20 protein-coding genes, 2 tRNA genes and 1 pseudogene are annotated in these 19,112 nt (G+C 39.2%); 22 read left to right on the forward strand and 1 reads right to left on the reverse strand.

The window, feature by feature from the left end; translation table 11 throughout:
• The first annotated feature begins 8 nt into the window (after positions 1 to 8).
• The 16 genes and pseudogenes from J1C86_RS01935 to J1C86_RS02010 all read left to right on the forward strand — a co-directional run bounded on the left by J1C86_RS01935 (position 9) and on the right by J1C86_RS02010 (position 14,124).
• Complete coding sequence (locus J1C86_RS01935) at positions 9 to 692, forward strand: B3/B4 domain-containing protein (RefSeq protein WP_124765444.1); 684 nt, start codon at positions 9 to 11, stop codon at positions 690 to 692.
• 206 nt (positions 693 to 898) lie between these two features.
• A complete protein-coding gene (locus tag J1C86_RS01940) occupies positions 899 to 1,600 on the forward strand; it encodes an ABC transporter ATP-binding protein (RefSeq protein ID WP_124765442.1) in 702 nt (233 codons plus the stop codon).
• 1 nt (position 1,601) lies between these two features.
• Positions 1,602 to 3,308 carry an FtsX-like permease family protein gene (locus J1C86_RS01945; RefSeq protein WP_125408187.1) on the forward strand — a complete coding sequence of 569 codons (1,707 nt, stop codon included), beginning with the start codon at positions 1,602 to 1,604 and terminating at the stop codon, positions 3,306 to 3,308.
• Positions 3,309 to 3,348: 40 nt separating this feature from the next.
• Positions 3,349 to 3,435: pseudogene (locus J1C86_RS01950) on the forward strand (B3/B4 domain-containing protein); the annotation flags it as partial.
• Between the two features lie 198 nt (positions 3,436 to 3,633).
• Positions 3,634 to 5,247 (forward strand): CTP synthase, encoded by a 1,614-nt coding sequence (locus J1C86_RS01955; protein WP_125408185.1) that lies wholly within the window; start codon positions 3,634 to 3,636, stop codon positions 5,245 to 5,247.
• Positions 5,248 to 5,317: 70 nt separating this feature from the next.
• Positions 5,318 to 5,728, forward strand: coding sequence for a GyrI-like domain-containing protein (locus tag J1C86_RS01960; protein WP_125408183.1), 411 nt, complete (start codon positions 5,318 to 5,320; stop codon positions 5,726 to 5,728).
• A gap of 144 nt (positions 5,729 to 5,872) precedes the next feature.
• A tRNA-Leu gene (locus J1C86_RS01965) sits at positions 5,873 to 5,958 on the forward strand.
• Between the two features lie 177 nt (positions 5,959 to 6,135).
• On the forward strand, positions 6,136 to 7,017 hold the full coding sequence (locus tag J1C86_RS01970; RefSeq protein ID WP_002905307.1) for a class II fructose-bisphosphate aldolase: 882 nt from the start codon (positions 6,136 to 6,138) through the stop codon (positions 7,015 to 7,017).
• Between the two features lie 173 nt (positions 7,018 to 7,190).
• Positions 7,191 to 7,865, forward strand: coding sequence for a hypothetical protein (locus tag J1C86_RS01975; protein ID WP_427150810.1), 675 nt, complete (start codon positions 7,191 to 7,193; stop codon positions 7,863 to 7,865).
• Between the two features lies 1 nt (position 7,866).
• Positions 7,867 to 9,471: an AAA family ATPase gene (locus tag J1C86_RS01980; protein ID WP_427150811.1), complete on the forward strand. Its 1,605-nt coding sequence runs from the start codon at positions 7,867 to 7,869 to the stop codon at positions 9,469 to 9,471.
• Positions 9,446 to 10,408: an HNH endonuclease gene (locus tag J1C86_RS01985; RefSeq protein ID WP_427150812.1), complete on the forward strand. Its 963-nt coding sequence runs from the start codon at positions 9,446 to 9,448 to the stop codon at positions 10,406 to 10,408. Before J1C86_RS01980 ends, J1C86_RS01985 begins: the two co-directional genes overlap by 26 nt.
• A gap of 483 nt (positions 10,409 to 10,891) precedes the next feature.
• Positions 10,892 to 11,884, forward strand: a complete 993-nt coding sequence (locus tag J1C86_RS01990; RefSeq protein ID WP_125409230.1) for an ABC transporter ATP-binding protein — start codon at positions 10,892 to 10,894, stop codon at positions 11,882 to 11,884.
• A gap of 1 nt (position 11,885) precedes the next feature.
• Entirely contained in the window at positions 11,886 to 12,704 is an 819-nt protein-coding gene (locus J1C86_RS01995) for an ABC transporter permease (RefSeq protein WP_002925951.1), read from the forward strand.
• Position 12,705: 1 nt separating this feature from the next.
• Positions 12,706 to 13,491, forward strand: a complete 786-nt coding sequence (locus tag J1C86_RS02000) for an ABC transporter permease (RefSeq protein ID WP_002925949.1) — start codon at positions 12,706 to 12,708, stop codon at positions 13,489 to 13,491.
• Between the two features lie 50 nt (positions 13,492 to 13,541).
• A complete protein-coding gene (locus tag J1C86_RS02005; RefSeq protein ID WP_002925947.1) occupies positions 13,542 to 14,000 on the forward strand; it encodes a GNAT family N-acetyltransferase in 459 nt (152 codons plus the stop codon).
• Between the two features lie 51 nt (positions 14,001 to 14,051).
• Positions 14,052 to 14,124: transfer RNA gene (locus J1C86_RS02010), tRNA-Thr, on the forward strand.
• A gap of 52 nt (positions 14,125 to 14,176) precedes the next feature.
• On the opposite strand, the gene J1C86_RS02015 is transcribed toward J1C86_RS02010, so the two are convergent.
• The gene (locus J1C86_RS02015; RefSeq protein ID WP_002902394.1) at positions 14,177 to 14,440 is read right to left on the reverse strand and encodes a SemiSWEET family transporter; all 264 of its coding nucleotides are present in this window, start codon (positions 14,438 to 14,440) and stop codon (positions 14,177 to 14,179) included.
• A gap of 272 nt (positions 14,441 to 14,712) precedes the next feature.
• Here J1C86_RS02015 and J1C86_RS02020 point away from each other — a divergent pair, with 272 nt between their 5' ends.
• From J1C86_RS02020 to J1C86_RS02045, 6 genes are all read left to right on the forward strand, one after another.
• Positions 14,713 to 15,159, forward strand: a complete 447-nt coding sequence (locus tag J1C86_RS02020; RefSeq protein ID WP_023917202.1) for a LytTR family DNA-binding domain-containing protein — start codon at positions 14,713 to 14,715, stop codon at positions 15,157 to 15,159.
• Positions 15,160 to 15,164: 5 nt separating this feature from the next.
• A complete protein-coding gene (locus J1C86_RS02025; RefSeq protein ID WP_002905297.1) occupies positions 15,165 to 15,827 on the forward strand; it encodes a LiaF transmembrane domain-containing protein in 663 nt (220 codons plus the stop codon).
• Positions 15,828 to 15,953: 126 nt separating this feature from the next.
• Positions 15,954 to 16,142 (forward strand): 50S ribosomal protein L28, encoded by a 189-nt coding sequence (gene rpmB / locus J1C86_RS02030; RefSeq protein WP_001140948.1) that lies wholly within the window; start codon positions 15,954 to 15,956, stop codon positions 16,140 to 16,142.
• Between the two features lie 141 nt (positions 16,143 to 16,283).
• Positions 16,284 to 16,649: an Asp23/Gls24 family envelope stress response protein gene (locus J1C86_RS02035; RefSeq protein WP_002893676.1), complete on the forward strand. Its 366-nt coding sequence runs from the start codon at positions 16,284 to 16,286 to the stop codon at positions 16,647 to 16,649.
• A 2-nt stretch (positions 16,650 to 16,651) separates the two neighbouring features.
• Positions 16,652 to 18,316, forward strand: a complete 1,665-nt coding sequence (locus J1C86_RS02040; RefSeq protein WP_125408248.1) for a DAK2 domain-containing protein — start codon at positions 16,652 to 16,654, stop codon at positions 18,314 to 18,316.
• 109 nt (positions 18,317 to 18,425) lie between these two features.
• The gene (locus J1C86_RS02045) at positions 18,426 to 19,028 is read left to right on the forward strand and encodes an SP0191 family lipoprotein (RefSeq protein WP_125408246.1); all 603 of its coding nucleotides are present in this window, start codon (positions 18,426 to 18,428) and stop codon (positions 19,026 to 19,028) included.
• Positions 19,029 to 19,112 lie beyond the last annotated feature (84 nt).

Raw genomic sequence — 19,112 nt, forward strand, 5'->3', positions numbered from 1 at the left:
ATGCTGCTATGAAATTTGTCATTGATAAGAGTCTGGGTGAACTAGGCATAAAAAGTGTCGTTATCGGGATTGCCAAGAATGTTAATCCTCATGCAGAACTGTCACCCTCATTTCTAAAAAAGAAAAAGGAAATGGAAGACTGGGCTCTGGCTTGCGACTTGGATGAGGTGCTTGAGTCGCCAGTGGTTCAAGGTTATATAGAAATACTGCAGCGCGTAGGTCGCAGTGTCAAGAAAAATCCTCCGACGGTTCCTGCTCTGATTCGCAATATCCAGCACCGAGGCTCGCTCCCTCATATTAATAGCATTATTGATATTTATAACGTCGAAGCCCTGCATTCTCTACTGGCTATTGGAGGGCATGATTTTGATAAGATTGAAAGTCAGATAGAATTCACCGTAAGCCAAAAGGAAGATGTTTTTCTGCCTATTTTGTCCAAGGAGAAGCATGTTGCCAAGACGGACTATGTCTATCGGGATGCCAAAGGCATTTTGGCTTGGTTGGATGTACGTGACAGCGAGTATTATAAGTTTGATGAGGAGACCAAGGATGCCATTTTCATCATTCAGGGGAATGCCAATACCTCTGTCGAAATGCGTCTGGCAGCCTTGGAACGAATCCGACACGATTTAGCAGAGTGCATGCCTGATTTAGAATTTGAAACACATGTCATCAGTATTGAGGAAAATTAACTGGAATAGGCTTTCCAATTTTGATTCTCACTGACTATCAGCTTCCTGTTTTCAGGGAGCTTTTTTGAGTGCTTTTCGATTTCTTTTGTCAGAGTCGTGGTTGAAAAAATGAGAAAGGTGGGAATTGATTATAGTTTGCTTTTCTGAAAATAGGAGACATTACTCAATAAAAAATGGTATAATAAACAAAGAAAAAGGAGCGTGCGATGACAGAAACACTATTAGAAGCTAAATCAATCAGCAAAAAATATGAGGATGAGTATGTCCTGCAGAATACGGATCTAAAAATTGATCAGGGGCAGTTTGTAGCAATCTTGGGTCACAGCGGCTCAGGAAAGTCAACGATGCTGAATATCCTATCTTCTCTACTGAAACCAAGTTCTGGACAGGTCTTATATAAAGGAAAGGAGATAGGTCAGCTGAGTAAATCGGCAGTGGCCAAGTTTAGGAGAGAAGACATTGGTTTGGTCTTTCAGCACTACATGCTAATTCCTAATCTGACAGTTGAGGAGAATATTCAGTTGGGCAGCAAGTATGCCGCAGAGACAGCGGACCTAGAAGAATTGGCTTCGCTACTGGGAATTGAGAAACTTTTGAACAAATATCCTCATCAGCTGTCAGGCGGTGAGCAGCAGAGGGTCTGCATTGCCAGAGCTGTGATTAAGAAACCGGCTGTTTTATTCTGTGACGAGGCGACAGGCGCTCTGGACAGCGAAAATAGTAAGAACATTATTGTTTTATTGCATGCTATCAAGCAAACCTACGGAACCAGTATCCTTTTTACGACACATAATCGAGAAATTGCCAGAACAGCTGACCGAATACTGCTCTTAGAAGATGGCCGTATTGTTAGGGACGACATGAATATGGAGAAGCTGTCGCCGAATCAAATGAGTTGGGAGATTTAATATGGATTTGCTATTTAAATATCTATCCAGAGACTTTTTTGCTAAGAAGACGATGGTGGCCATTCTATCTCTGATTTTAATCTTCATTTCCTTTATGTTCTTCTTCGTTCATTTTGCCATTGATGCCAATTTACTTCGTTTAGGTGTAGAGCAATTATCAGGCAATGAGGCTAATTATTTCACAGCTTTGAAAAGTAATCAACTCTTAATCAGAAACATTACTGTCGCCATGGTAGCCATTTTCGCCCTCATTTTATCCTTATTCATCAGAGGAACGCTCCAAAGAAATCGAGTACAGCTAGCCCAGCTGATGTCCCTTGGCTTTTCCTTCTCCAGTATGCTGGCAAGCTATGCCCTATTAATCTGCGGGTTATCCTTAATCAGTTCCTTGATTGGCTTAGTCTTGGGCTTCTGGGGATCCGATATCCTCCTTTCTGCTAATAGCCAGACCTATCTCGTTCAAGGATTGAGTAAAGGAGTTTCTCTACAGTCGGTTATGACAGGAACCCTCTTCCTAAGTCTTTTCCTAGGAGCTCTTACTTATCTGGCAGGACTGACGGTGAGAAAGACGGATCTGGCTCTAATGATGAAACAGACAGACGGAAAAAGCATCCGTCCCGGTTTGATAGAGAAGATGATTCAAAAGCTGCCGATGAAGCATAAGTTTAAATTTAAGCTGACTTTAAATCATTTTAGCACCTTAGGGCTCTTGTTGATTGCTATCGTTACATTTAGCATCATGTTTGTCTTAAGCTTGTCTCTTACTTTTAGCTCCTCTAAAATCCTTGAATCTCAGAAGGCCGGCCGGCACTATTCTTATGATATCAGCTATGATAACTACCGAAAGGAGGAGGCTGAGTCAGCTTCAGATTCTGTAACCTATCTGAGATACGATGTTGATCTAATGATAAAAGGCGAAACTATAGCCTATCAGGCGCTTTCGCTTACAAGCCAAAATGACTTGTTTCAGCTGATTGACAGTAAGGGAGAAATTCTAGATCCCACACAAGGTGTCTTTGTAAATCCTGAATTGCGAGAGAATTATGGTCTTAAAGTTGGGGATACTCTAGAGCTAAGAGTAAAGGGAAAGCAACATCAGATAAAGATAGCTGGATTTGCGGAGAATGCTGATTTAAAGACGATATATATTCCCAAAGACCAAGCATCTGCTATGGTGGCTGAAACGAATGATAGTTTTAATGGCAGATTAACCAATAACGCTCAAGATAAGGGTCAGGGAAAAACTCGCTCCCTAGAGGAAAAATTATCAGCTGTTCAAAGAAGTCAGACTTCCAACAAAGCAAGTGCTATTATCAACCAAAGTATCGGTGTTATAACAGGCTGTTTATTGATTTACTTAGCAGTCTTTATCGGCTTGAATGGTAATATGAAGACTCTATTGATGTTTGATTTACTAGGATATGAGGAGAGAGAGGTTTATCGTATCCTGCTTAACCCCTACATTGTGATCAGCAATCTACTTTTCTTGCTCACTCTGCCTGTGGCCATCTATGCTGCAAGGAATATCCAGATTATGACTTCTCTTCAGACAGGTGACTATATGCCATTCCAGCTCAACTGGATGACCTTTGTTTATATGTTTGTTATCTTGAATGCCCTATGTTTTATCATCAGATTTTTATTTATTCAAAAGGTTAAAAAAATCAGGGATGATAATCGGCAGGCAGAATTCTTATCAGAATGGTGAGAAACAGCATGAAGATTTTTAAGATAAGAAGTCGGGCATCTTGAAAGGGATCCGACATGATTTAGCAGAGTGCATGCCCGATGTAGAATTCGAAACACATGTCATCAGTATTGGTGAAAATGGATGAAAACCGAATGAAAACATTTGACAATTTTTTAGGTTTGCGATATCATACTGTTCGGGCACCTCTTTTAGAGGTCAGAGCTTCCTGTTTCCAGGGAGCTATTTTTCTTTTTCAGACAGATTATGGAAAATCCTCCTATAGCTAAGTTTCCAGCAACTGTGATGCTTGCTGGAACGAATTGTTTTATGAAAAGGAGCACGTATGTCAACTAAATATATTTTTGTCACCGGCGGTGTAGTTTCTTCTATCGGGAAAGGGATTGTGGCAGCTAGCTTGGGCCGACTTTTGAAGAATCGCGGTCTCAAGGTTACGATTCAGAAATTTGACCCTTATATCAATATTGATCCCGGTACCATGAGCCCTTACCAGCATGGGGAAGTGTTTGTCACAGATGATGGAGCCGAGACGGATCTTGATCTGGGGCATTATGAGCGTTTTATTGACATCAATCTCAATAAATACTCCAATGTCACAACTGGTAAAATCTATAGCGAAGTCCTGCGCAAGGAGCGAAAAGGCGAGTATCTGGGGGCGACGGTCCAAGTCATTCCACATATTACAGATGCTCTCAAGGACAAGATCAAGCGGGCAGCACGGACGACGGACTCGGATGTGATTATCACAGAGGTCGGTGGCACAGTGGGCGACATCGAGTCTCTTCCTTTTTTAGAAGCTTTGCGCCAGATGAAGGCGGATGTCGGTGCAGATAATGTCATGTATATCCATACGACCCTCTTGCCCTATCTCAAGGCAGCCGGTGAAATGAAGACCAAACCGACTCAGCATTCTGTCAAAGAGTTGCGCGGTTTGGGGATTCAGCCTAATATGCTGGTCATCCGCACAGAGAAGCCATCTGGACAAAACATCAAAAACAAACTGGCTCAATTCTGTGATGTGGCGCCGGAGGCGGTCATTGAGTCGCTAGATGTGGAGCATCTTTACCAAATTCCTCTCAATTTGCAGGCGCAAAAGATGGACCAAATCGTCTGTGACCATCTGAAGCTGGATGTGCCGGCAGCGGATATGACGGAGTGGTCAGCTATGGTAGAAAAAGTGATGAACCTGAAAAAGCAAGTACGTATTGCTCTGGTTGGTAAGTATGTCGAGTTGCCAGATGCCTATATTTCAGTTGTCGAAGCGCTCAAGCATGCCGGCTATGCCAATGATGCAGATGTTAAGATTGACTGGATTGATGCGAATCAGGTAACAGCCGAAAACGCAGCAGAGCTTCTTGGAAGTGCAGATGGAATTATCGTTCCGGGTGGCTTTGGTCAGAGAGGAACTGAGGGTAAGATTCAGGCAATCCGCTATGCGCGTGAGCAGGATGTTCCTATGTTGGGGATTTGCTTGGGTATGCAGCTAACCTGTGTTGAATTCGCCCGTCACGTCCTTGGGCTGGCAGATGCCAACTCAGCGGAGCTCAATCCAGACACAACGTATCCGATTATTGACCTCATGCGTGATCAGATTGATGTCGAAGACTTGGGTGGAACGCTGAGATTGGGGCTCTATCCTTCTAAGCTTAAGAGTGGCTCTAAGGCAGCAGCGGCTTACGACTATCAAGAAGTCGTGCAGCGCCGTCACCGTCATCGCTATGAGTTTAACAATGACTTTCGCGAGCAGTTTGAGGCAGCTGGATTTGTATTTTCCGGAGTTTCACCAGACAATCGCTTGGTCGAAATAGTGGAAATCCCAGAAAATAAATTCTTCGTGGCCTGTCAGTACCACCCAGAGCTTTCCAGCCGACCGAACCGACCTGAAGGTCTTTATACAGCCTTTGTCACAGCAGCGGTAGAAAAGAGCCAGGAGAAATAGACTAGCTTTGTCTAATCTAAGCGACTTTTCTAGAGAAATGTTATAATGAAAAGCAAAAGGAGGGAAGAAGATGTTTCTAAACATTTTAGCTAGTATTCGTACTAATAATTTTCAAGATGAGCATTGTGTAGAAAAAATCCAAGCTCTCTGGCAGGAACAAGAGGGAGCTGTGAAAGAAGCTTTTGCCCAAGGAGAACCAGTCTATGCTGTCTATAATGACTATGCTAGTGATTACAAAGGAGACTACAGTCTCTCTATCTGCCGTTTGACAGATGGGGAAGTCTATGATTTTGACACATCCGAGCAGACCTATCAAGTGTTTGAAGCGGATAAGGAGGATCCGCAAGCTATTTTTCATACTTGGCAGAGGATTTGGCAGGCAGAAGAAACAGGTGAGCTACATCGGGACTACACTATTGACTTTGAAAAATACGATCCCGACCAAACGGTGGCTGTCTTTATTGCGACTCAGCAGCACTGAGTTTTCTGTGTTCCTGCCTTAGCTTCATTTTCGCTTAGATTTCCCAATTTTGTTGATTGAGTAGAAAGTTGATTTTTTGAAATAAACTGAAAAATTTTCTTGACAAGCCTTAGCTGTCCTGTTATACTAGTAAGGTACTCAATCGCGGGGATGGCGGAATTGGCAGACGCGCAGGACTAAGGATCCTGTGACCGCTTTAGGTCGTGAGGGTTCAAGTCCCTCTCTCCGCATCAAGTAAGCTGACTTCGGTCAGCTTTTTCTTTTTACACTAGAGACGCTTAAAAAGGCTAAGCGTCTCCCTGCAATTCTTTAAAATTTCAGGAAAAACTAGCAATTTTAGTGAAAAAGTGATAAAATAAACAATGTAAGTGGTTTAACCACAAAAAATAAGAGGAGGCCTGATAAGAATGGCAATCGTTTCAGCAGAAAAATTTGTCCAAGCAGCTCGTGACAATGGTTACGCAGTTGGTGGATTCAACACAAACAACCTTGAGTGGACTCAAGCTATCCTGCGTGCGGCAGAAGCTAAGAAAGCACCAGTGCTTATCCAAACTTCAATGGGTGCTGCTAAATACATGGGTGGCTACAAAGTTGCTCGTAACTTGATCGCTAACCTTGTAGAATCAATGGGCATCACTGTACCAGTTGCGATTCACTTGGACCATGGTCACTACGAAGATGCACTTGAGTGTATCGAAGTTGGTTACACTTCTATCATGTTTGATGGTTCACACCTTCCAGTAGAAGAAAACCTTAAATTGGCTAAAGATGTTGTTGAAAAAGCACACGCTAAAGGTATCTCAGTAGAAGCTGAAGTTGGTACTATCGGTGGTGAAGAAGACGGTATCATCGGTAAAGGTGAATTGGCTCCAATCGAAGACGCTAAAGCAATGGTTGAAACTGGAATCGACTTCTTGGCAGCAGGTATCGGTAACATCCACGGCCCATACCCAGCAAACTGGGAAGGTCTTGACCTTGACCACTTGAAGAAATTGACAGAAGCTCTTCCAGGCTTCCCAATCGTATTGCACGGTGGTTCAGGTATTCCTGATGACCAAATCCAAGCAGCTATCAAACTTGGAGTTGCCAAAGTTAACGTTAACACTGAATGCCAAATCGCATTCGCTAACGCAACTCGTGCATTCGCTCGCGACTACGAAGCAAACGAAGCAGAATACGACAAGAAGAAACTCTTCGACCCACGTAAATTCTTGGCTGACGGTGTAAAAGCTATCCAAGCATCAGTTGAAGAACGTATCGACGTATTCGGTTCAGAAGGTAAAGCTTAAGAAGCTTGTAAAAGCTTGATATAACAGGGTTTATCCAATTTGGATAAACCTTTTTTCTTTGTTTTAGAACAAATATAAAATATTATGATACAATAACTATGCAAGCGATTTTATAAGCGTTTGTAAAATGATTTATACAATTATAAAATTTCCACTTTTTTTAGGAGTTAAAGATGACAGATCAGAATGTATTTGTAATGGCTGGGGGGACAGGTGTAACAATACCCTATCTTAATACAATAGAGAAGAAGGTTTCCAGATCTATTATTATATCTGCTTTAGAATCTGAAAATGGAGATTTGAATGACAGAAAAGAAATTCTAGAGTCCATAGAAGAATCATTCTCTGTTTGGGGTTATAGTGAGAATGATAATAATTTAAAAAGAAATCCACCTAAATCGGGGGATGTTATATTTATTACGAATAATAATGCTGCAATTTATTTAGCTACTGTTTTTAAGAAAATCGAAGCTAAAGAATTAGACTATGTTTGGGCAGGTCGACAAAGTTGGAAGTATAAACTAATTCTTAAGAATGTAATTCGAATTTTTATCCCATATCCGTTAGATGTGGATATTGAAAAATGGTGTGATGCTCATCCTTTTGCACCCAGTCTGTCAAGAATTCAAAATATTAATAAAATTTACAAAGATAGAGAAGAGGGATTTAGACATATTATTGGTAGAAAAAATCAAACAGGGCCTATTCAAGGTGCGTTAACAGTAAAAATTCCTGATAATGATAAACAGAAACATGAAGAGGAAATGAAAGATATAGAAATAGTTCTCAGTAGATTAGATACTTATTGTATGCTTACACACTTTGAATGTATAGTAAAGGAAATTTAAAATGGAAAATAATCGTAGTAGCTTTAAGTATAGATTAAATTATTCTAATGAAATTGAATCTGTGCACTGTGTAGTTGGTGAAAACGGTTCGGGAAAAACAAGGTTGATAAATTCTTTATTAGAAAAGGATGAGTATTCAATTGCAAAATTCTATCAGGATACCAAGGATATATTAGCTTATTCTTTTGTTAAGTATTCAGCTTCCGTAGAGTTGAATAAGTTACAAGTTAATTCTAGTGGTTCTATTGATATTTCTACCTCTGCATACTTAAACACCATGGATCTTGTAAACTTGAATCGAGAAGATTCGATCAAACAAGTAAAAGTAGTGATTGATTATTATAAAAAGGGAAATAAAAATACGAAATGGCAAAATTTAATTGAACTTTCGGATAAAAGAGTATTTCTTAGATTAAATCAAATTGGTGAAGGGATAATTTCGTATAATAAATATTATCTGAAAGGTAATAATTTGAATGATGAATGGGAAAAAAAACTAAAAGAAATAATAAAATATGTACATAAAGAAAAGAACATAATAAAAGTTCTATTGAGAAAATTCTTTGCAGTATTTAGCGATTATATTGTTTTCGACTTGAGTCGTGAACAAATCATCACTTTAATTAATGAAATAGATCCTAAAACTATACAACCAACTGAAAGATTCTATGTGGATTTAAATAAGTTTTTAAATGATAATACAAAATCAAAGATAACTAAGTTAAGAAATTTCTTTAATGCTTTAAGTACTATTATTAGTAATGTTGGAAGAGACTTTGTCTTTACTAAGGATGATGATAGAAAGATGTTAGAAGATATTTTTAAAAGTTTAAATACTGAAGAATCGGATAATTTGATTTCACAAGAAACATTTTCTGTCCTTGAATTTGAATGGAATGGACTTAGTTCGGGTGAGCTAGCGTTACTTAATTTACTTGGACGTTTAAATAGTGTTAAAAGTAATCTTAATAGTAATAAAGTACTAGTATTGCTTGATGAAGTTGATCTAGGGCTGCATCCTGAGTGGCAAAGAAATTGGGTAAACAGTGTTTTACCTATTATCGGTAAAATTATGAAGAAAAGGAATGGTGCAGTTAGGGTAATATTATCAACACATTCACCTATTATTCTCTCAGACTTTCTAGCAGAGGATGTAATATATTTACCAGAAGAGCCTAATAAAATATTAAAAACTTTTGGTCAGAATATTTATAGTTTATTTAAGAATTCATTTTTCTTAGAGGCTCCTAAAGGAGCTTTTTCGCAACAAGTTATTGAAGATTTGTTAGTAATTTTTACGACTTCTTCAAATAAAAAAATGATTCAAGAGACTGATGCTTATAAGCAGTTTATTGATAGATATGGATTAATGCTTAGTGAACAAACAACAACTAAGGATGTTAAAAAATTTTTTGAAGAATTAGTTGATATGATTGGTGAGGATATTATACGGAATCATTTAAAAAGACAGATGAAAAATGTTAGGTGGCACAATGAACAAAATGATAGTTTAAAATATGAAAAAAAAATTGAAGAACTAAAAAAACAGATAAAAGAACTTGAAGAAAAAAAACAACAAAATGATAAAGATAACAAATTTTTATAGTCCAGAAGAAATTGAAAGATATTATCAATTTTTAATTTCTAGAAAGCCTAAGAACGAATCTGTAGATACTGCAATATCTAACAAAACAATAAATGAAGTGGGAAATGATATTGTTTCACTTTTAAACGAATTGCTTAAAAAAAATAGGGAGAAAGAAATTTCGGATTTTCATGAGTTAATTACAATGAGTTTTTCTGAATTGAAGAAATTTCATAATTTTCTTAAAATACATGAATCGAATTATGAAGAATTACTTGATAGGAAAGGTACTCAGAAATTATTAGATATTTATAAAGGATATTACTCAAGATTCTTCACAAAAAATGATGGAAATATAAAATTAAAAAATAATATTAGTCTTATGAGAAATTTAGGAATCACTGTTTGTCCCTACTGTAATAGAAATTATATTAATTCTAGACACGATAAATTAGGATGTGAGTTTGATCATTATTATAATAAAGATAAATTCCCTTTTTTCGCCTTGACCCTCTCCAATTTAGTTCCATCATGTAGCGCTTGTAATAGGATAAAACAGGCCAATGATTATGAATTTTGTCCTTTTGATCTTGAGGAGGATATAGAAGTTAAATTTGTAGTGTCTCCACCAAGTAAGGGCAGCAAAATAAAGATTCTTTTTGGTGAGAAATCACAAGAAGATAATGTTTTAAAATTAGAAGATGCGTATGAAATTCATAAAAAAGACGTTGCTGAAATGTTTATGAAAGAAGAAAAATATTGTAAAGAATATCGTGATTATTTAATTTCTCTTTTGGGAGATAAAGGTAACATAGTAAATGAATTTTCAGAAGAATTTTTCGATAGTATGATATTTGGAGAGATTGCCAATGATAGTTTTGACGACTATTTAAATCATTCACTATCAAAATTAAAAAAGGATACATATGATTATATAGTTGAGTTGAGAGAAAAGTGAAAAATTAACTTATTAAAGTTTTACATGTAAAATAGGAGGATATGGCTGATGCTCTTTGGACCTAAATACATAGAGTTCTTCTCAAACCAGATCATATGATTAGTGGCAAATTCACCTTAAGATTTTGCCCCTATTTTGCCACACTTTTTTAATAACTAAAGGGAATAATGAAGCATCTTTCTAATACAGTGTGGGTAGAAGAATACCTGAATATAGCCCTTTTTAGTGTATAAGGAAGTATAGCAAATAAATGATTTATGTTCAGAAGTTAAAGCTTAATCTAACTGAAGACTACAAAACAGAAGCCTGCCCGTAAGGGTGGGTTTTTTAGTGTGTGGTAAAATATGAAAATTATTTTTGAATTTCCTATGTTAGTTTAGAAGTAAAAGTGGTAGTATAGTGGGGAGATAAGATTCTATTTTCCTGAGTTAGGTGGGGAAAGGGTCTGAAACATGAATTGAATAATAGGATATTGAGAAACGTATGGCAATGATAGAAGTAGAACATCTTCAGAAAAATTTTGTGAAGACAGTTAAGGAACCAGGTTTGAAAGGAGCTTTGCGCTCCTTTATCCATCCTGAAAAGCAGACTTTTGAAGCGGTCAAGGATTTGACCTTTGAGGTTCCAAAAGGGCAGATTTTAGGCTTTATCGGGGCCAATGGTGCTGGGAAGTCAACAACCATTAAAATGCTGACAGGGATTTTGAAACCGACATCTGGTTTGTGTCGAATCAACGGTAAAATTCCGCAGGATAATCGTCAAGACTATGTCAAGGATATTGGAGTGGTCTTCGGGCAACGAACCCAGCTATGGTGGGATTTGGCTCTGCAAGAGACTTACACGGTCTTGAAAGAGATTTACGATGTACCAGATTCGCTCTTCCATAAACGCATGGACTTTTTAAATGAAGTCTTGGATTTGAAGGAATTTATCAAAGATCCCGTGCGGACTCTGTCACTTGGTCAACGGATGCGTGCGGATATTGCTGCTTCCTTGCTCCACAATCCCAAGGTTCTCTTTTTAGATGAGCCAACCATTGGTTTGGATGTTTCGGTAAAGGACAACATTCGTCGGGCCATTACCCAGATCAATCAGGAGGAAGAAACAACCATTCTCTTGACCACTCACGACTTGAGTGATATTGAGCAACTTTGTGATCGGATTTTTATGATTGACAAGGGGCAGGAGATTTTTGATGGAACGGTGAGCCAGCTCAAGGAGACCTTTGGCAAGATGAAGACTCTTTCCTTTGAACTGGTACCAGGTCAAAGTTATCTAGTTTCTCACTATGAAGGCTTTTCGGATATGACCATTGATAGACAAGGAAACAGTCTCAATATTGAATTCGATAGTTCCCGCTACCAATCAGCTGATATTATCAAGCAAACCCTGTCTGATTTTGAAGTCCGTGATTTGAAGATGGTGGATACGGATATTGAGGATATTATCCGTCGCTTCTACCGAAAGGAGCTCTAAGATGGTCAAATTGTGGAGACGTTATAAACCCTTTATCAATGCAGGGATTCAGGAGTTGATTACCTATCGAGTCAATTTTCTTCTTTATCGGATTGGTGATGTCATGGGAGCTTTTGTCGCTTTCTATCTTTGGAAGGCGGTCTTTGATTCCTCGCAAGAGTCCTTGATTCAAGGCTTTAGTATGGCAGATATCACCCTCTACATCATCATGAGTTTTGTGACTAATCTTCTGACCAGGTCGGATAGCTCCTTTATGATCGGGGAGGAGGTCAAGGATGGTTCCATTATCATGCGCTTGCTGAGACCAGTTCATTTTGCGGCCTCTTATCTCTTCACCGAGCTTGGTTCCAAGTGGTTGATTTTTGTCAGCGTTGGACTTCCATTTTTAAGTGTTATTTTTCTGATGAAAATCTTATCTGGGCAAGGCATTGTAGAAGTGTTGGGTTTAACTGCACTATATCTTTTTAGCTTAACCCTAGCCTATCTGATTAACTTTTTCTTTAATATCTGCTTTGGATTTTCAGCTTTTGTTTTTAAAAATTTATGGGGTTCCAATCTGCTCAAGAATTCCCTAGTGGCTTTTATGTCTGGAAGCTTGATTCCTTTGGCTTTCTTTCCAAAGGTTGTTTCTGATATCCTGTCCTTTTTGCCTTTTTCGTCCTTGATTTATACTCCAGTTATGATCATTGTTGGAAAATACAATGCCAGTCAGATTCTTCAAGCACTTTTGCTTCAGTTCTTCTGGCTCTTAGTGATGGCCGGCTTATCTCAGTTGATTTGGAAACGAGTCCAGTCATTTATCACCATTCAAGGAGGTTAGTATGAAAAAATATCAGCGTATGCATCTGATTTTTATCAGACAGTACATCAAGCAAATCATGGAATACAAGGTCGATTTTGTGGTTGGTGTGCTGGGAGTCTTTCTGACCCAAGGCTTGAATCTCTTGTTTCTCAACGTGCTCTTTCAACACATCCCTTCCTTGGAGGGCTGGACCTTTCAAGAAATTGCCTTTATCTATGGCTTTTCCTTAATTCCCAAGGGATTGGACCATCTCTTTTTTGACAATCTCTGGGCACTGGGGCAGCGATTGGTGCGAAAGGGAGAGTTTGACAAATACCTGACTCGTCCCATCAATCCCCTCTTTCACATCCTAGTCGAGACCTTTCAGATTGATGCCTTGGGCGAACTTTTAGTTGGTGGAATCCTTCTGGCGACAACGGTCACCAGTATTAGCTGGACCTTTCCTAAATTTTTGCTTTTCCTAGTATGTATTCCTTTTGCGACCTTGATTTATACTTCTTTGAAAATTGCGACAGCGAGTATTGCTTTTTGGACCAAGCAATCAGGCGCTATGATCTACATTTTCTATATGTTCAATGATTTTGCCAAGTATCCGATTTCGATTTACCACTCGCTTATCCGTTGGTTGATTAGTTTTATCGTGCCTTTCGCCTTTACGGCCTACTATCCAGCTAGCTATTTCTTGCAGGAAAAGAATGGACTCTTTAATATCGGTGGTTTGATTCTAATTTCCCTTGTCTTCTTTGTCATTTCTTTGAAACTATGGGACAGGGGCTTGGACGCCTATGAAAGTGCTGGATCGTAAGATAGAAAATATGATTGGTCCTAAAGCTTAAATCAAGAAAGGGTTTTAAGATGATGGTAATTGAAGAAGTGAAGGAAGAAAAACAAAAGATGATAGTGGTTAGCGAAGTTTTGAAGGATCTACCAGAATGGTTTGGAATACCTGAAAGTACACAAGCTTACATTGAAGGAGCTACGGATTTGCAAGTTTGGGCTGCCTATCAGGAGAGTGATTTGGCTGGCTTTGTAAGCTTATCATACTCTAGTGAAGATTGTGCTGAGATTGACTGTCTAGCTGTTAAGAAATTCTATCATAGAGCAGGAATTGGCAGTCAACTTCTAGGAGTTTTAGAAAAATCTGCTCGTCAAAAAGCATCCTATCTGCAGGTAAAAACGGTAGCACCAGGTCATTATCCTACTTACGACAGGACGAACGCTTTCTATCAGGCTCGGGGCTTTAAAAAGTTAGAAATCTTTCCTGAACTTTGGGATAAAAGCAACCCTTGTTTGATTTGGGTTAAAAAGTTGTGAAATTTTCCCTTGACAAAAAAACTCAAGATGCTAAAATAAAGGGGAAAAGACGCCGATTTAGCTCAGTTGGTAGAGCAACGCACTCGTAACGCGTAGGTCACAGGTTCGATCCCTGCAATCGGCAGAAAGAAAACCAGCAACTTTTTCATGGGTTGCTGGTTTTGTTTATCTAATTCTTATAAAGAAGTAAGAAAAGTTAGACCGCCTAATATCACTCCTGCCGCATTGGGAATGATAAGGATCCAGTCTTTTTTAGGTTCTTTGGTCCAACCATAGATTACCCAAATTAAACAAGAAACTGCTGCGAATAGTGGTTGGAATGGTTGAGCTTTTTCTCCTTGCAAGTTAGCGATAATTTGTGGAATATATGCAATAAAGACAAGAATCCCAATAAAAGCTCCAATAGATCCGACAAAGCGATTAATTTTTTGTTTAGACATATAGTACCTCCTGAGGTACTATTATATCAGAAGGAAAAAAGTTTTCAAATTTGTTTGATCATAAAATAAGACAGATATTCAATATGTGTAAGTCGTGCTTTTATACTAAACGAATCTATTGGAGAGTCTAGGATGAGAAATCAAATTTGCTTAACATTTTTTGAGAAGGGTAAGCTACCACTTAGTTATCAAAAATAACCACTTACTGAAAATGCCTTGTTTCTTTTTTGAAAATTGTTATAATGAAGTCAGAAGCAAGGAAAGGAGTGGCTATGAAGATTAGGATTGAGCTTGATACAGATATGGCAGAAACTGAAGTCGTTATCCGAACGGCTCAATATGGTGAAGAGGTGGCTCGGATTCAAGCAGCTCTTGAACAAGCCAACCGTCAACCGATAGCTTTCTATAAGGATACAAGTGAATATTTTGTCGATTTGAAGAATATTTTATTTTTTGAAACGGATGCTACCAAAATTTATGCTCATAGCAGGGATGATGCTTATGAAGTCAAATTGAAGCTATACGAATTAGAAGAGAGACTTCCGGCATATTTCTGTCGCATTTCAAAGTCTACTATTGCCAATGCCAAGGCTATTTACGCTTTGGATAAATCATTTTCGGGAACCAGTACTATCCAATTTTATGACACACATAAACAAGTGCACGTTTCCCGACACTACTATCAAATTTTAAAAGAAAAGTTAAACGAAACGAGGTAATTTTCATGAAAAAAACAATTTTTGGAATCGGCTTTTTAGTCTTGGCAGCTTGGGTTCTGCTGCAGGGGAATTTTGGGATTCCTGCCTTCAATTTTAATATTTGGCCCATGCTAGTAGTTGCAATGTTTGCCTATTTCGCCTTGGAAAATTTCTTAGAAAGAGACTTTGGCACTGGGCTGATCATGGCAGTTATTGCGCTGATTATTGCCAATGCCGTTTACCACTTTTTAGCTATTTCAACAGGAACCTTGGTTTTGGGTGGTATTCTGGCTTGCATCGGTCTCAATATGATTTTCAAGCCCCGGCGCATTTTTAAGGGGCGTATCTTCTCAACTGCCTCTTCTTCCTCAAAAGATGATATTGCTTTTGGCAGCGGCACGCGCTATATCAACTCAGATAACTTCACCTATGAAAAGTTAGACTGTGCTTTTGGCAGTGCATCGGTTTATTTTGATAATGCGACTATCGAAGGGGACTCAGCAACTTTTGAAGTGGATCTGTCTTTTGGCAGTGTGATGCTTTATGTGCCCAGCGACTGGCGTGTAGAGCTGGATGTAGATAATGCCTTTGGCTCTGTCTACAATCCCCGCAATGTCAATGAAAAGAGAAAAACTCTCTATGTCAAAGGCAACGTAGCTTTCGGTTCTTTGAAGATTAGCTATGTTTAGGAAAACGGATTAATTTCGAAACTTTGGACAAATGTACTTGTCAAACGTCAAGTTTTTTGGTAATATAGGAAGGTATGTGGTGCTAGCACATCCGTAATATTAGATCTAATAGGAGGAAACACGATAATGGCTAAAGTATGTTACTTTACTGGTCGTAAGACTGTATCAGGAAACAACCGCTCTCACGCGATGAACCAAACAAAACGCGCTGTTAAACCAAATCTTCAAAAAGTTACTGTTTTGATTGACGGTAAACCTAAAAAAGTTTGGGCTTCAGCTCGTGCCCTTAAATCAGGTAAAGTTGAACGCGTTTAATTTTTATTTAAAAGGATGGAAATTTTCCGTCCTTTTTTGCTTGTAAATTTCCGCCTAGACAGTTGATTTAGACCCTTCCTCTTTTACACCCTGTATAAAATATGGTAGAATAAACTATAAAATACTTTTGAGGTACAAATTATGACTGTGAAAATTAATACAAAAGATGGTCAAATTGAGCTGACTGATGATGTGATTGCGACAATCGTCGGCGGTGCAGCGACTGAAATTTTTGGTGTAGTTGGCATGGCCAGCAAAAATGCAATCAAGGATAATTTTCAAGCCCTTTTAGGAAAAGAAAACTATGCTAAGGGCGTGGTTGTGAAAGCGACTGATGAAGGTGATATCGCAGTTGATGTCTACACTGTGTTAAGCTATGGAGTCAAAATCAGCGAAGTTTCCAAAAACATCCAAGAGCGTGTTAAATTCAGTTTGGAAAACAAGCTCGGAATTACTGCCCATGCAGTGAATGTTTATATCCAAAATATTAAAGTCGTAGGAGAATAATCGTGGCAAATATTACTACTAGTTTATTTCAAGAAATGGTGCAGGCGGCATCTACTCGCTTAAATAAACAGGCTGAATATGTAAACTCTTTGAATGTCTTCCCGGTTCCAGATGGCGATACAGGGACCAACATGGGTATGACTATTGAAAATGGTGCTAAGGAAGTGTCAGATAAGTCTGCTTCAACAGTTGGCGAAGCGGCGGGTATCTTTGCGAAAGGCCTTTTGATGGGCGCGCGTGGTAACTCAGGAGTTATCACTTCCCAGCTTTTCCGCGGTTTTTCTCAAAGTGTGAAAGAGCATGAAGAGCTGACTGGTGAAGATCTAGCTCTGGCCTTTCAGTCTGGTGTAGAAGTGGCTTACAAGGCAGTTATGAAGCCGGTTGAGGGAACGATTTTGACTGTTTCCCGCGGTGCGGCTATCGGAGCCAAGAAGAAAGCTGAAGTCACTAATGATGCTGTAGAAGTTATGAAAGCAGCTCTTGAAGGAGCAAAGGCTGCTTTGGCTAAGACACCGGATATGCTGCCGGTTCTGAAAGAAGTCGGTGTTGTGGACTCTGGCGGTCAAGGGTTGGTCTTTATCTACGAAGGCTTCCTGTCTGCTCTTACAGGCGAATATATTGCTTCCGAGGACTTCGTGGCGACACCTGCGACCATGTCTGAGATGATTAATGCTGAGCATCATAAGTCTGTAGCTGGCCATGTTGCGACAGAAGACATCACTTTCGGCTATTGTACTGAAATCATGGTGGCTCTCAAGGCAGGACCAACCTATGTAAAAGACTTTGATTATGATGAATTCCGTAACTACCTCAACGATTTGGGAGATTCCCTGTTGGTAGTCAACGATGATGAAATCGTCAAAGTCCATGTTCATACTGAAGATCCAGGACTGGTTATGCAGGAAGGTCTCAAGTATGGTAGTTTGGTCAAGGTCAAGGTTGATAATATGCGCAACCAGCACGAAGCGCAGGTTGAAAAAGAAGAGCGCTCAGCCAAGCCGGCTCAAGAGAAAGAGTTTGCGATTATCGCTGTAGTGGCTGGTGATGGTCTGGCTGAAATCTTTAAGGCTCAGGGAGTTGACTACATCATCTCTGGCGGGCAAACTATGAACCCATCAACGGAAGACTTTATCAAAGCTGTGGAGCAAGTCAATGCTCGTAATATTATTATCTTGCCAAACAATAAAAACATCTTCATGGCAGCCCAATCAGCAGCAGAAGTGATTGAACAGCCTGCAGCTGTTATTGAGACTCGCACAATCCCTCAAGGTTTGACCGGTCTCCTAGCTTTTGATGGCAGCAAGACTATCGAGGAAAACCAAGAGCGTATGACTGCAGCCTTGGCAGAAGTAGTCAGCGGCAGCGTGACGACTGCGGTTCGTGATACGACGATTGATGGCTTGGAAATTCATGAGAATGACAACCTCGGTATGGTGGATGGTAAGATTGTTGTTTCAAATCCCGATATGCTGACAGCTTTGAAAGAAACGTTCAGCAAGATGCTCAATGAAGACAGCGAGATAGTCTCTATCTATATCGGTGAAGACGGCAGCGAAGAATTGGCTAGCAGTCTTGCTCAAGATTTAATGGAACAATTCGAGGATGTTGAAGTAGAAATTCATCAGGGCAGTCAGCCGGTTTATCCATATATTTTTAGTGTTGAATAGCATAAAAAGGCAATCGAAAGGTTGCCTTTTGTCATTTTATAGAAAATACTTAGACAAGAAACTGGTATTATGTTATACTGTAACAAATAAAAAGTAAAAAAGGTGAACTATGAAAAAATTTTTCATTCTTGTTATTTCTGCTTCGGTGCTCTTGACGGGCTGTGTGTTTCCTAACTTCAGCAAGCATCGTCCTAGACATTCTTCTGAATCAGTAGCTTCTTCTAGGCGGACTAAAACCAGCTCTAGCTCCAGCGAGTCATCCAGTTCTTCTTCCGAAAGTACAGAGGTCGTCTCTAAAACTTTAGTCGGAGACATTGAGGGCATTCATCATCGAGATACCATTACTTATCAGGGCAAGAAAATCTTGAATCTTCGGATGGAATTGCTTACTTCCTTGCCAGAAGAAGCTAGTGCGGTATCGGCTACTTTGACTCCAGAGGAGATGACGACTATTATTCGTGAAGGAATGCAGTCTGATTCAAACTATGTAGCAGCTAAGAGTCTGGAGGGTGTCAATATTGATTATTCAGTTACAGCAGAGAAGAAATTGCAGACCTTGATTGAAATTGATTTGCAAAAGGTCAATGTCGAAGAGGTGGAAAAGAACAGTTTCTTCCAAGGTTTTGGACTGAAGGACATTAAGGATATTACACCTGAGATGTTCATTCTGAGTCTGAAACTCAATGGTCTCAAAGAAGAGGGGCAGAGCTAAAGTTTAAAAAGCGTTGGTCGCCTCATCTTACAAAGTTGAGTAGCTAGTTTATTGAAAATTTTTTTAGATTAGGCTGCTTTAATT

The organism is Streptococcus sanguinis (assembly GCF_050220005.1).
In the GTDB taxonomy this organism is placed as follows: Bacteria; Bacillota; Bacilli; order Lactobacillales; family Streptococcaceae; genus Streptococcus; species Streptococcus sanguinis_Z.

Bases quoted from the DNA above. Each gene is read 5' to 3' on its own strand.
- J1C86_RS01935 (WP_124765444.1), top strand. From the start codon at position 9: ATGAAATTTGTCATTGATAAGAGTCTGGGTGAACTAGGCATAAAAAGT.
- J1C86_RS01940 (WP_124765442.1), top strand. From the start codon at position 899: ATGACAGAAACACTATTAGAAGCTAAATCAATCAGCAAAAAATATGAG.
- J1C86_RS01945 (WP_125408187.1), top strand. From the start codon at position 1,602: ATGGATTTGCTATTTAAATATCTATCCAGAGACTTTTTTGCTAAGAAG.
- J1C86_RS01955 (WP_125408185.1), top strand. From the start codon at position 3,634: ATGTCAACTAAATATATTTTTGTCACCGGCGGTGTAGTTTCTTCTATC.
- J1C86_RS01960 (WP_125408183.1), top strand. From the start codon at position 5,318: ATGTTTCTAAACATTTTAGCTAGTATTCGTACTAATAATTTTCAAGAT.
- J1C86_RS01970 (WP_002905307.1), top strand. From the start codon at position 6,136: ATGGCAATCGTTTCAGCAGAAAAATTTGTCCAAGCAGCTCGTGACAAT.
- J1C86_RS01975 (WP_427150810.1), top strand. From the start codon at position 7,191: ATGACAGATCAGAATGTATTTGTAATGGCTGGGGGGACAGGTGTAACA.
- J1C86_RS01980 (WP_427150811.1), top strand. From the start codon at position 7,867: ATGGAAAATAATCGTAGTAGCTTTAAGTATAGATTAAATTATTCTAAT.
- J1C86_RS01985 (WP_427150812.1), top strand. From the start codon at position 9,446: ATGATAAAGATAACAAATTTTTATAGTCCAGAAGAAATTGAAAGATAT.
- J1C86_RS01990 (WP_125409230.1), top strand. From the start codon at position 10,892: ATGGCAATGATAGAAGTAGAACATCTTCAGAAAAATTTTGTGAAGACA.
- J1C86_RS01995 (WP_002925951.1), top strand. From the start codon at position 11,886: ATGGTCAAATTGTGGAGACGTTATAAACCCTTTATCAATGCAGGGATT.
- J1C86_RS02000 (WP_002925949.1), top strand. From the start codon at position 12,706: ATGAAAAAATATCAGCGTATGCATCTGATTTTTATCAGACAGTACATC.
- J1C86_RS02005 (WP_002925947.1), top strand. From the start codon at position 13,542: ATGATGGTAATTGAAGAAGTGAAGGAAGAAAAACAAAAGATGATAGTG.
- J1C86_RS02015 (WP_002902394.1), bottom strand. From the start codon at position 14,440: ATGTCTAAACAAAAAATTAATCGCTTTGTCGGATCTATTGGAGCTTTT.
- J1C86_RS02020 (WP_023917202.1), top strand. From the start codon at position 14,713: ATGAAGATTAGGATTGAGCTTGATACAGATATGGCAGAAACTGAAGTC.
- J1C86_RS02025 (WP_002905297.1), top strand. From the start codon at position 15,165: ATGAAAAAAACAATTTTTGGAATCGGCTTTTTAGTCTTGGCAGCTTGG.
- rpmB (WP_001140948.1), top strand. From the start codon at position 15,954: ATGGCTAAAGTATGTTACTTTACTGGTCGTAAGACTGTATCAGGAAAC.
- J1C86_RS02035 (WP_002893676.1), top strand. From the start codon at position 16,284: ATGACTGTGAAAATTAATACAAAAGATGGTCAAATTGAGCTGACTGAT.
- J1C86_RS02045 (WP_125408246.1), top strand. From the start codon at position 18,426: ATGAAAAAATTTTTCATTCTTGTTATTTCTGCTTCGGTGCTCTTGACG.